Source organism: Arthrobacter sp. HLT1-20 (assembly GCF_054510895.1).
Map to the genome: position 1 here is coordinate 24052 of NZ_JBTNDR010000017.1, position 11859 is coordinate 35910.

General features: G+C 64.9%; 9 protein-coding genes. 5 read left to right on the forward strand and 4 right to left on the reverse strand.

Annotation, left to right across the window (positions count from 1 at the left end):
* Nucleotides 1-25 precede the first annotated feature (25 nt).
* The 3 genes from ACX80Q_RS10815 to ACX80Q_RS10825 are packed head-to-tail and all read left to right on the forward strand — an operon-like array spanning nt 26 to nt 5060.
* On the forward strand, nt 26-2725 hold the full coding sequence (locus tag ACX80Q_RS10815) for a S8 family serine peptidase (protein WP_459330538.1): 2700 nt from the start codon (nt 26-28) through the stop codon (nt 2723-2725).
* Nucleotides 2726-2784: 59 nt separating this feature from the next.
* A complete protein-coding gene (locus tag ACX80Q_RS10820; RefSeq protein WP_459330539.1) occupies nt 2785-3102 on the forward strand; it encodes a hypothetical protein in 318 nt (105 codons plus the stop codon).
* Nucleotides 3103-3107: 5 nt separating this feature from the next.
* Nucleotides 3108-5060 (forward strand): M14 family metallopeptidase, encoded by a 1953-nt coding sequence (locus ACX80Q_RS10825; RefSeq protein WP_459330540.1) that lies wholly within the window; start codon nt 3108-3110, stop codon nt 5058-5060.
* Here ACX80Q_RS10825 and ACX80Q_RS10830 read toward each other — a convergent pair.
* Genes ACX80Q_RS10830 through ACX80Q_RS10845 form a run of 4 tightly spaced genes read right to left on the reverse strand, consistent with a single transcriptional unit; the run spans nt 5057 to nt 9303 of the window.
* Nucleotides 5057-6406, reverse strand: coding sequence for an alpha/beta hydrolase-fold protein (locus tag ACX80Q_RS10830; protein WP_459330541.1), 1350 nt, complete (start codon nt 6404-6406; stop codon nt 5057-5059). The genes ACX80Q_RS10825 and ACX80Q_RS10830 overlap by 4 nt on opposite strands.
* Complete coding sequence (locus tag ACX80Q_RS10835; RefSeq protein WP_459330542.1) at nt 6403-7269, reverse strand: ABC transporter ATP-binding protein; 867 nt, start codon at nt 7267-7269, stop codon at nt 6403-6405. Before ACX80Q_RS10835 ends, ACX80Q_RS10830 begins: the two co-directional genes overlap by 4 nt.
* A gap of 40 nt (nt 7270-7309) precedes the next feature.
* Nucleotides 7310-8341 carry a FecCD family ABC transporter permease gene (locus ACX80Q_RS10840; RefSeq protein ID WP_459330543.1) on the reverse strand — a complete coding sequence of 344 codons (1032 nt, stop codon included), beginning with the start codon at nt 8339-8341 and terminating at the stop codon, nt 7310-7312.
* A complete protein-coding gene (locus ACX80Q_RS10845) occupies nt 8338-9303 on the reverse strand; it encodes a FecCD family ABC transporter permease (protein WP_459330544.1) in 966 nt (321 codons plus the stop codon). The genes ACX80Q_RS10840 and ACX80Q_RS10845 overlap by 4 nt, the downstream gene beginning before the upstream one ends.
* A gap of 592 nt (nt 9304-9895) precedes the next feature.
* On the opposite strand from ACX80Q_RS10845, the gene ACX80Q_RS10850 reads away from it, so the two are divergent.
* Together ACX80Q_RS10850 and ACX80Q_RS10855 are read left to right on the forward strand one after the other, a co-directional pair.
* Nucleotides 9896-10660 carry an SDR family oxidoreductase gene (locus ACX80Q_RS10850; protein ID WP_459330545.1) on the forward strand — a complete coding sequence of 255 codons (765 nt, stop codon included), beginning with the start codon at nt 9896-9898 and terminating at the stop codon, nt 10658-10660.
* 31 nt (nt 10661-10691) lie between these two features.
* Nucleotides 10692-11849: an isochorismate synthase gene (locus ACX80Q_RS10855; RefSeq protein WP_459330546.1), complete on the forward strand. Its 1158-nt coding sequence runs from the start codon at nt 10692-10694 to the stop codon at nt 11847-11849.
* The last annotated feature ends 10 nt before the right edge of the window (nt 11850-11859 follow it).

The following is an 11859-nucleotide window of genomic DNA, read 5'->3' on the forward strand; positions in this document are numbered from 1 at the left end:
AACAGTAGAACGGATTGAAAACGTCGTGGCGATTAAGGTAGCCGCCACTGCGAGGGGATTCAATGCCACGGACGCCAGCAGTTTCGGGGCTGAGGCCGCGCCGGAACAGTTGGGGTTGGCGGAGGACAGCTTGGCAGCCTTCAGCGCAGCGCACTGGGTATTCGTGGAGCCCTCCGCTGACACGTCCCGCTCGCTGGGCGCGCTGGCTGATTTTGCCGAGGCGGACGACGCCGGAGCCTTGGTCAAGCGGGAAAATGGGCGTTTCGGGATCGTCACCAAACGCCTGACTGTGCAGCTGAGCGCGGACTACTCCGAGAAGGATGCCGAAGCGATCCTGGCTGAACGCGGCCTGACGCTGCTGACGCGGTTGACGTTTGCACCAAACCTATTCGAGGTGGACACGACGGTCCACGAGGACGCGCTGGAGGCCTCGGTTGACCTGCACGAGGACCCAAGATTCACCCTGGCGGAGCCCAGCTTCATCGAGCATGTGCCGCCGCGCTTCATCCCGTCGGACCCGCGTTTCGGTGAGCAGTGGCAGTGGCGCAATACCGGCCAAGGCGGCGGCACACCGGGGGCCGATGTTCATGCGGAAGAGGCGTGGGAGCAGACCTTTGGGGCGGGCATCAGGGTCGCCGTGATTGACAATGGCTTCAACACCGCCCACGAAGACCTCCAGGCCGCCGTGGTGGGCGTCTCGGGTGCATTCCAGACCGCAGGCTCGGGCCCACCAACCTTCACACAGGGTGCGGCTGCAATTCCCGCAGGAGACCATGGCACGTTTTGCGCTGGCATGGTCGGCGCTCGCCACAACAACGGCAGGGGAGGGTGCGGTGCCGCGCCGGAGTGTGAGCTCATGCTGGTGGCCTGCCTCGGTGACCAAGTAGGAACTCAGACAACCCTGGCCCGGGCGGTCGCCTATGCCGCGGATCCATCCCGCGAAGTACCTGGAGCGGACCCATCCACCGGGGCCGATGTCCTGGTCTCGAGCCTTGGCCCCAACGGGGCCGCCTGGGACCTCACCGTTGTCTTGGAACTTGCCATCGAATTCGCCGCCGCGAACGGTCGCGGCGGGCGTGGGCTGGCCATCTTCTGGGCTGCCAGCAATGGCAACAACGTCGATGTGATGCAGGACGAGGTGGTCTCCCATGCTGACGTTATTGCTGTGGTCCGTTCCACCAGAATGGATCTGGAAGACAACGCAGCACGCGGACCCGAGGTTGAACTGATTGCGCCAGGGGTTGGCGTGGTGAGCACCACAGGCGCCGGTGGCTACGGCCCCAGCACCGGCACCAGTTTTGCGGCCCCCTGCGCTGCTGGCTGCGCGGCGCTTGCACTGTCCATGAACCCCGATCTCAGCCGAGACCAGCTGCGTGCCATCATGCGCGACTCAGCGGACAAGATCGGTGGGGTGGCCTATGACGCCAACGGTCACAATGACGACTACGGATTTGGCAGGGTCAACGCCGCCGCGGCAGTCCAATTGGCGGTTGACTCGGTGTCCCACGTGCGGGGCAAGGACATTGCCCTGGTCCGCCAAACGCCGGGGTGGGCCACCATCCCTGTGGCATTCTCCAACGGCTCCGGTGGCTGGGACATCACCAACGGGGCCGCCGCAACGTTCATCGGCAACTGGGCGAACACCCCCGGGGTTCGCATCGTGACGGGTGACTTCAACGGCAACGGGCTCACGGACGTGGCCCTGGTTCGTCAAACACCCGGCTGGGCCACCATCCCTGTCGCTTTCGCCAATGGCTCCGGTGGCTGGGACATCACCAACGGGGCCGCCGCAACGTTCATCGGCAACTGGGCGAACACGCCAGGGGTGCGGATTGTGACCGGTGACTTCAATGGCAACGGGCTCACCGACATCGCCCTGGTGCGCCAGAACGCTGGCTGGTCAACCATACCCGTCGCTTTCGCCAATGGCTCGGGTGGCTGGGACATCACCAACGGGGCCGCCGCAACGTTCATCGGCAACTGGGCGAACACGCCAGGGGTGCGCATCGTGACGGGTGACTTCAACGGCAACGGGCTCACCGACATCGCCCTGGTCCGCCAAACGGCTGGCTGGGCCACCATACCGGTCGCTTTCGCCAATGGCTCGGGTGGGTGGGACATCACCAACGGCGCTGCGGCCACGTTCATCGGCAACTGGGCCAACACGCCAGGGGTGCGCATCGTGACGGGTGACTTCAACGGCAACGGGCTCACCGACATCGCCCTGGTCCGCCAAACGGCTGGCTGGTCAACCATCCCGGTCGCTTTCGCCAACGGCTCCGGTGGGTGGGACATCACCAACGGCGCTGCGGCCACGTTCATCGGCAACTGGGCCAACACGCCAGGGGTTCGCATCGTGACAGGTGACTTCAACGGCAACGGGCTCACCGACATCGCCCTGGTGCGCCAGCACGCTGGCTGGTCCACCATCCCCGTCGCTTTCGCCAACGGCACCGGTGGCTGGGACATCACCAACGGGGCCGCCGCAACGTTCATCGGCAACTGGGCCAACACCCCAGGGGTTCGCATCGTGACCGGCGACTTCAACGACAACGGGCTCACCGACATCGCCCTGGTCCGCCAAACGGCTGGCTGGTCAACCATACCCGTCGCTTTCGCCAACGGCTCCGGTGGCTGGGACATCACCAACGGGGCCGCCGCCACGTTCATCGGCAACTGGGCCAACACCCCCGGGGTAAGACTCACCAACGGCGACTACCGCTAGGCAAGGGCCCGCCGTCGAGATTCACTGGCAGGGGAACAGTCAACAAGGGAGCGTTGAGTATGAGTGAAGATCCCATCATCCACATTGAAATCCGTGCGGCCACCCTGGCGGAGCTCAAGCAGTTCACGGACGAAATTCAGCCGGATCTTGGCTGCCGGGCAATAGCCCGGCAGGTCGAGGGGGGCTTCGTGATTGACGCCTACCTGCCCGAAACTCGGCTGCAGGCAGCGAGGGACGTTCGCAGTGCCGCTAGTGTTTCGCTGCAGGTCCTGGAAAATGCTTCAGAGGTGGGCCGGGCGCGGCAGCAGGAAGTTGGCAGCGGCAACCGGTACGCGGCCAGGGGTGAGATCCCTCGGGGTCTGGGGCGGAAGGAGTAGACGCCATGCCCTACCTGAATGTTGCCGAAATAGAGTCCGCCCTGGAAAACCTGGCGGCCGCCTATCCGGCCATGACCACCCTCATGACGGCACCGAACACCACTCACGAGGGCCGAACCAGCCACATCCTGCGGCTGGGTGCTGGTGATCCGTCAGCGGACGGAGTCCTCATCCTCGGCGGCATGCACGCCCGGGAGTGGGTTCCCCCGGATGCCCTGATCGCTTTCAGCGCCGACCTTCTGGAGGCCTATGAGACCGGCACCGGATTAGGCTATGGCGGGGCCACATTCTCTGCCGCTGAGGTGAGCAGCATCCTTGAATCGGTGAACATATTCGTCTTTGCCTGCGTCAACCCGGACGGACGGAATTTCAGTCAAACCAGTCAGGCGATGTGGCGCAAGAATCGGCGCCCCGGCAGTGGCGGCGGCAGCTGTCTCGGCGTGGATATCAACCGCAATTTCGACTTCCTCTGGGACCATCTGGCAAAGTTCGCCGCAGACTCCGGCGTCAGTGCCTCGGATAACCCCTGTGACGCCAACGTGTACCGCGGACCCGCTGCCGGATCGGAACCTGAAACCCGCAACGTTGTGTGGATGCTGGATAACACTCCTTCGATCCGCTGGCACATGGATGTGCACAGCGCCGTGCCGGTCATCCTGCACAGCTGGGGCAGCGATCAGAACCAGAGCACGCAACCAACCCAGACATTTCTCAACAGTGCCTTCGACGCCGTGCGCGGGCGCCCCAACGACACCGCATACGGTGAGTTCATTCCATCCGATGACTTGTCGCTACTCGCCGCCGCTAGTGCGCGCATGAATGAAGCGGTAAGGGCCGTGCGGGGTGACAACTATGGGGTTGAACAGGCGTATGACTTGTACCCGACCTCCGGTGCAAGCGACGACTATGCCTTCGCACGCCATTTTGCCGACCCGACCCGGCCCAAGGTGTACGCATTCACGGTGGAATGCGGGCACAGCTTCCAGCCGGGCTGGATGGAGGCGGAGGAAATCATCAAGGAAGTTTCGGCCGGACTCATCGCCTTGTGCCTGGAAGCCGCCGAATTAGCCGTTGACTCGGTGTCCCACGTGCGGGGCAAGGACATTGCCCTGGTCCGCCAAACACCGGGCTGGTCAACCATCCCGGTCGCGTTCGCCAATGGCTCCGGTGGGTGGGACATTACCAACGGTGCTGCCGCAACGTTCATTGGGAATTGGGCGAACACCCCGGGGGTGCGGATTGTGACGGGTGACTTCAATGGCAACGGGCTCACGGACGTGGCCTTGGTCCGCCAAACGGCTGGCTGGGCCACCATCCCCATCGCTTTCGCCAATGGCTCGGGTGGTTGGGACATCACCAACGGGGCCGCCGCAACGTTCATCGGGAACTGGGCCAACACCCCGGGCGTTCGCATCGTGACCGGCGACTTCAACGGCAACGGGCTCACCGACATCGCCCTGGTCCGCCAAACGGCTGGCTGGGCCACCATCCCCATCGCTTTCGCCAACGGTTCCGGTGGCTGGGACATCACCAACGGCGCTGCGGCTACGTTCATCGGGAACTGGGCCAACACGCCAGGGGTTCGCATCGTGACCGGTGACTTCAACGGCAACGGGCTCACCGACATCGCCCTGGTCCGCCAAACACCCGGCTGGTCAACCATCCCGGTCGCTTTCGCCAATGGCTCCGGTGGGTGGGACATCACCAACGGGGCCGCCGCCACGTTCATCGGGAACTGGGCCAACACGCCAGGGGTTCGCATCGTGACCGGTGACTTCAATGGCAACGGGCTTACCGACATCGCCCTGGTCCGCCAAACACCCGGCTGGTCAACCATCCCGGTCGCTTTCGCCAATGGCTCGGGTGGCTGGGACATCACCAACGGGGCCGCCGCAACTTTCATTGGGAATTGGGCCAACACCCCCGGGGTAAGACTCGCCAACGGCGACTACCGCTAGGCAAGGGCCCGCGCAGTGGCTGCAGCGGCGGCTGGGAATTGCAGCAGCTCCCGCAGGCCGTGAATGAGCCACGGATTCCACCAGGTCCAGTCATGCCCGCCCGTGACCGAGTTGAAGCCGATGTCCGCCCCCAGCGGCGCCAAATGGTTGAAGAGATCCTGCGACTCCTGGTGAATGTCGCCCTCGTAAATGCCCGCCTGCACACGCAGCACCACACGGTCCAGTACCTTTTCAAGGGGCTGGGATAGGTCGTACCGCCACAACGACGGGGATTGCGCCAACGCCACACCCACCATCTGTGGGTAGCGGGCCACTTGCCACAGCGCAGCAAGTCCGCCGTAGCTGGCTCCAGACACAATGGTGCCGGCGGCATCGCAGCGTACGGGCAGGCGCCTACGCAGCAGCGGCAGCAAGTCATTCGCGACGAAATCCACGGTTCCGGTGGGCCCGCTGAGCTCGTCGGATCGGGTCTCCGCATTCAGGGAATCAATCATGGCCACATGCAGGGCCGGGACTGTACCGGAGCGAATGGCCGCATCAAGGGTGTCCTTGAGATTGAGGTACTTGGCCCACACCTGGCCGTCATGCAGGAGCAAAAGGGGTGTGTCGCCGCGGTACATCTCCACCGGCGGGGCATAGACCCACACCGTGCGCACGCGCCCGGAAATGGAATCTCTCAGAGTCAGTTCCGCCAGCCCCGGAGAGGGCCGAGTGTCAGCCGTGCCAGCCTGGGCAGTGTCGCCCATTGTGGGGCTTCCGGCGGAGCTCAGGGGCACAGCAGGGGCCAGCCACGGAGTTGACGGGGCCCCTGGCAGCCGAAGCACCGAGAGGGCGCCGCCGTTCATGCCGGCTCCCAGGATGGGGTTCAGCGGGTCTGGTCCGCCGGCATCGGCAGCCATGCGGATGGCCCGGCGGTCCGTGCTGGCTCGCCACGGCGCCGCCCCGGCGCCCAGGTGCGCCGTGATTCTGTACCCGCATTCCCAGCCGGCCGGCATGAGCAATGTCAGCGCCCACAATCCGGCGGCGTCAACCTTTTCAAACTCGCTCGCACCCACGTCGCGCTGATTGACCAGCGCGTTGGCCGACAACACCACTGCCGAGGCCTCCGGGGCGAGGTGCAGGAATGTCACGGCCTTCTCCCAGGGATTGCCCTGGGGGGAGGGCTGCACCCGCGGCATCCCGCCGTCAGATCCGAGCAGCAAACTGCCCCGCCCTGTAGCGTCCAGGGCAGCCCATTGAGCGGCGAAATGGCCGCGCAAAACCGTCACCACGGGAGCGGGACTTGCTACCGGGTCCCTGGGTGCCGGGAAAACCTGCGCCGGGGAGCCGCCGGTCACCGCGCTCATGCCGTCACCCCCACGCCGGGGTGCTGCACCACACCGTGTCCGCCCGCCTCATCCGCAGGTTCCAAGGGCACCACCAGAGGCCCGCCCGTGGCAGGATCCTCGATGACCACCGACTCAATGCCATAAACCTCGCGCATAATTTCTGGGGTGGCAATCTCGCGAGGTGGTCCCTGCGCCACAATTTTGCCGTCCTTCATGGCAATCACGTGGTCGGCAAACCTGAACGCCAACGCCAGGTCATGCAACACCGTCACCAGAGTGTACTCCCCGGTGCGGTGCAGCCTCCTGCACAGCCGCAGCACGTCCAGTTGGTGAGCTATGTCCAGAAACGTTGTGGGCTCATCCAACAACAAAATGGGGGTGTCCTGGGCCAGTGCCAGCGCCAGCCATACCCGTTGGCGCTGCCCGCCGGACAGTTCACCAACAGCCCGCTCGGCCAGGTCCGTGACGCCCGTGGCTGCCAGGGCTTCGGCAACTTTCGCCCTGTCGTCCTCGGACCACTGGCGCAGCAAGCCCTGATGCGGGAACCGGCCGCGTGCCACCAGATCGGCAACCGTGATGCCGTCCGGTGCGGAGGACTGCTGCGGGAGTAGGGCCAAGCGGCGGGCAACATCGCGGGTCTTGTAGCCGTGGATGTCACGCCCTTCCAGCAGGACCTGGCCGGAGGTGGGTTTCAGGAGCCTGGATAAGGCCCGCAAGAGGGTGGACTTGCCGCACGCGTTGGGTCCAATAATGGCTGTGAACGATCCGGGCGGGATCACCACATCCAACCCAACGGAGATTTGGCGCCCGTCATAGCCAAGGTCCAGGCCCAGGCCTGAGAGGACATCACCCGGGGCGGGTGCGGTGCTTGGTGTCTTCACGCGGTTTCTCTTTTCAGCGACGTTTCAAAGGTTGAGAGCATTAGATGTGTTTGCTGCGGGTGACCAGCCAGAGCAGATAGCAGCCGCCCACCAGCCCCGTCATCAGGCCGATCGGGACGTGCACCTGTAACGGCAGACGCTGGGTGAGCAGATCGCAGGCCACCAGCAGCGCAGCCCCCATCAGGGCGCCGGTGCCCAGGGGGACGTGTACGGAGCGGGTCAAGCGGGCAGCAAGTTGCGGCGCCGCCAACGCCACGAACGCAATGGGACCCACCGCCGCCGTTGCCACGGCCGTCAGCCCGACGGCGGCAGCCATGGACGTCAGCCGGCTCGTCTCAACCCGCACACCCAAGGCGCGGGCCACGTCGTCGCCCATCTCCAAAAGGCCCAGGCTGCGGCCCTGGATCAGCAGGATCGGCAGCAAGAAGGCTGCTGCCAGTGTGACGGGGATGGCGTGGTCCCAGCTTCGCCCCGCGAGGGACCCCGAGAGCCACATTTGGGCCTGGGCGGCCAAGTCTTCATTGCCCTTGCTGAGCAGCACAGTGTTCACGGCCGCCAGAAGTGCACCAACACCAATCCCGACCAGGACCAGGCGGTAACCACCGCTCACGCCACCGCGCACTGACAGCAGGTACACCACGGCGGCCGCAAGCAGGCCACCGGCAATGGCTGCCACGGCCGTGGCCACCGGGCCGGCGTTGAAGAGCATGATTTGGGCTACCGCGCCCGTGGCGGCACCCGTGGTGAACCCAATGATGTCGGGGGAGCCCAGCGCATTGCGTGAGATCGACTGGAACGTGGCCCCCGCCGCGCCCAGGCACAGCCCCACGCCGATGGCCGTCACCGTGCGGGGAAGCCGGATGCGCTGGATGACCAGGGCGGCCTTGGGATCATCGGAGAATCCGAAGACGGCAGCCATCACCTCCGAAAACGAGAAGGAAATGGTGCCCGTCTGCATGGACACCAGTGCCAGCTGAACGGTGGCGGCGGCGATCGCCAGCCCCACCGCCGCTGTCCGGTTGCCGGCCAGGCGGCGCATGCGCGTCCTGGACGTGTCTTTGATGACGCTCACAACTGCACCAGCTTTCGTCGTCGGGCCAGGGCAATGAACACCGGCGCCCCAATGACGGCGCTCATCACTCCGGCGCTGAGTTCACCCGGCGCCGCGATGAAGCGTCCCAGGATGTCTGCCAGCAACAGCAGGATGGCGCCCAGGATCATGGAGAAGGGCAGGAGCCTGCTGTGGTTGGGGCCCACCAGCATGCGTGCCATGTGGGGTGCAGCCAAGCCCAGAAATCCAATCGGACCCGCAGCGGCGGTGGCCGCGCCGGCCAGCAAGAGGATGGCGCCGGTACCCAGCAGCCAGGTGGTGCGCATTTTCAGCCCCAGCGCGTTGCCCAGGTCATTTCCCAGTGAGAGCGAGTCCAGGCTCCTTGCTGTGGCGAGTCCCATGATGATGGCCACCAGGGCGGCACCCAACACCCACGGGACCACGTCATAGCCACGGCCCTGAAGGGACCCGCTGGCCCAATTGACAAAATTGCGCAAACGGCGTGAATCACCGGCAATGATGATGATGCCGGTGAAAGAACCGAGCATGACACTCAGTCCCGCACCTGCCAGGACCAGCCGGATGGGGTTATTGCCGGCGTCGTGGGCACGGCCCAAGGCATAAACCACCAGGGACGCCGCAGCAGCCCCGGCAAAACCAAACCACATGTAGTGGGCAGGGGACGTGGCGCCAAAGAAGGCCAGCCCCACGGCGACGGCCGCCGCGGCACCGGCGTTGATGCCCAGGATTCCCGGCTCCGCCAAGGGGTTGCGGGTCAGCGCCTGCATCAGTGCGCCGGCCAAGGCCAGGGCGGCACCCACAGCGATGGCGAGGATGGTGCGGGGGAGCCGCAGCTCCAGGACCAGCAAATGGGTGCTTTCGGCGGGGTTGAATGCCGCTATGGCGTTCCAGGTGTCGGATAGAGGGATGGCGCGGCTGCCCGTGGACAGGCTGAGAAGGCTCAAAACAAGTAGCAGGACCACGCTGGTAGCCCACGCCAGGGTCAGGGGGGCGCGCCTGCGCCGGGTTTGAAACACCTCTAGGCACCGCATCCGGCAGGGGACATCATGGTGGTTCTCGTTTCTTGGGGCTGGTGAGGAAGATTGTGGCCACGCACGGGCGCGGCGTTGGTAAGCCTAACCTAAGAAAAGTGCCGACCGGGGCCATTTGGTGGCGGAGGCGAACTATTTCCCCCCACTGTCAGCGTCCTTCAGAAAGTGAGATGTTTCACATTGTGGACGATTTGGTGACGCATTGCGGGTTTTTGTCACCCCGGCCGCACCGTCACGGAGGGGACCCGCCGCGATGAAGATCGCGGAGGATCGCGGGGAAAATCCCTGAAACTCGGCACATTTGAGCTTCTGCGGGGGCCGGGCCCATACGGAACGGCGCGGGACCCGCACTATCTCGCGACACTTGCGCCTGTCAAGCGCCAAAAAAGGAAATAACGAAAGGAAAATATGACTTAAAGAACTTAGGTAAGGCTATGCTCGCTTCTGTTCACTTGCTCGAAAGTAACGGGCACCGACGACAACCAGCGAGGCCAAGACCATGGAGTCCCCGACAGTAGTGCTCGTGACAGGAGCAGCAAGCGGCATTGGCCGGGCCTGCGCCCGGGCCATCCACCAGCAGAATGATCCAGCGGATGTGCTGGTGCTGGCAGATACGAACATGCCGGGCTTGACTGAGCTGGCCAAGGAACTGACGGGCCGGCGCATCATTGCCGTTCCCACGGACGTCAGCGACCCCGCGTCCGTTGAGCTTCTGTTCTCACTCATTGCCGGACGCCCCGAACCGCTGGGGTCATTGATCCACGCGGCGGGCGTCCTTGCCACGGGCTCGGCCCTGAGTGCCGGAATTGGTGCCTGGCGGCGCACCATGGCTGTCAATGCCGACGGCACTTTCCTGATTGTCACAGCGGCCGCGAGGCTGCTGATGGATGGCGCTGCAGCCAACAGGTCCATGGTGCTGATCGGCTCCAACGCTGCCGGTGTGCCGCGGGCCTCCATGCCCCTGTACTCAGCCTCAAAGGCGGCAGCGGCTGCTTTGCTGCGCTGCGTTGGCCTGGAGCTGGCCCCGCACGGCATCCGGGCCAACACCGTGTGCCCGGGATCCACCAACACCGCCATGCAACGTGACTTTTGGGGCGATGACCAGGCGGCCGGAGAGCAGTCAGTGCTCAGCGGCGACCTATCCCAGTTCCGTGTGGGCATCCCCTTGGGCCGGATGGCAGAACCCGAGGACATTGCCAACGCCGCAGTGTTTCTGCTCTCGGAGCAGGCCCGGCACATCACCATGCAGGACATCTACGTTGACGGCGGCGCAACGCTGCGTGCCTGAACTACGCGAACTTTTCACTGAAAGGCATCTCATGACTTTGCAAGAAGCAGACTATTCAATCCCGGCCTCGGAGTGGCTGCGCGACCCCCTAGCCGAGTACCGGCAGGGTGACTTCCTGATGTCCGGGACCGCTGGCAGCATCCTGGGCCGCGGCGGCAGCCGGCTGAGCATGGGCGCCCACAACAGCCGCCGGATCCTGGCTGAGCATTTCGCCGCTGCGGGGCGGCGCTCGGCCATTGCGGGGGTCCTGCCGTTTGCCCCTGGCGGCAGCGGTGAGTTTGTGGTCATGGATTCAACTCTTCGCGGCCCCCGCCTGGCCCCGTCGGGAGCCGCGCGGACAGGACAAGGCACGCGCACAGGCATGGCACCCAATGCCCCAGACCCGCACTACACGGATGCCGTGGCCAAAGCCCTGACCAAATTCTCGGCCGATGGTCTGCAGAAAGTGGTGTTGGCCCGATCCAGGAGCACCACCCTGCCGGAGCCTCTCGACATGAATCAGTTGCTGGCCCGCCTGATTCGGCAGAACCCCACGGCCTACGTTTTTGCCGCACCCCTACCGGAAGGGCGAACCCTGGTGGGGGCCAGCCCGGAACTGTTGATCCGCCGCAGCGGCATCATGGCCCTGAGCAACCCGCTGGCCGGTTCCGTTCCCCGCTGCGCAGATCCGGTGCAGGACTTGGCCAGCGCGGCCGCGCTGTTGGAGTCAGCCAAGGATCTGCGCGAACACGCCATTGTGGTGGACATGGTGGCGGAGGTTCTCGGCCCTCTGTGCGTCAACTTGCTGGTCCCGGCCACTCCCGAGCTGGTGCGCACCGGATCCATGTGGCACCTCTCCAGCAAGATTTCCGGACGGCTGAAGGATCCCGAAACCACGTCCCTTGACCTGGCTTTTGCCCTGCACCCCACCCCTGCCGTGTGCGGCTGGCCCACCCAGATGGCGTGCGATCTCATTGCGGAGCTGGAGGAAAGCAATCGGGGTTTTTATGCCGGTGCTGTGGGCTGGATGGATGCCGCCGGCGACGGCGAATGGGCTGTAAGCATTCGCTGCGCGGACGTCTCCAATGACGACTTGCGCGTGCATGCGGGAGCCGGCATTGTCCCGGGCAGCGATCCGGAAATGGAACTTGCCGAAACTGAAGCCAAGTTCCGCACCATTCTTGCCGGTTTGGGCGTGACCGCGCCATGAGGACCTTAGG

What these genes read in the sequence shown, in the direction of transcription:
- ACX80Q_RS10820 (WP_459330539.1), top strand. Translation starts at nt 2,785, where the DNA reads ATGAGTGAAGATCCCATCATCCACATTGAAATCCGTGCGGCCACCCTG.
- ACX80Q_RS10825 (WP_459330540.1), top strand. Translation starts at nt 3,108, where the DNA reads ATGCCCTACCTGAATGTTGCCGAAATAGAGTCCGCCCTGGAAAACCTG.
- ACX80Q_RS10830 (WP_459330541.1), bottom strand. Translation starts at nt 6,406, where the DNA reads ATGAGCGCGGTGACCGGCGGCTCCCCGGCGCAGGTTTTCCCGGCACCC.
- ACX80Q_RS10855 (WP_459330546.1), top strand. Translation starts at nt 10,692, where the DNA reads ATGACTTTGCAAGAAGCAGACTATTCAATCCCGGCCTCGGAGTGGCTG.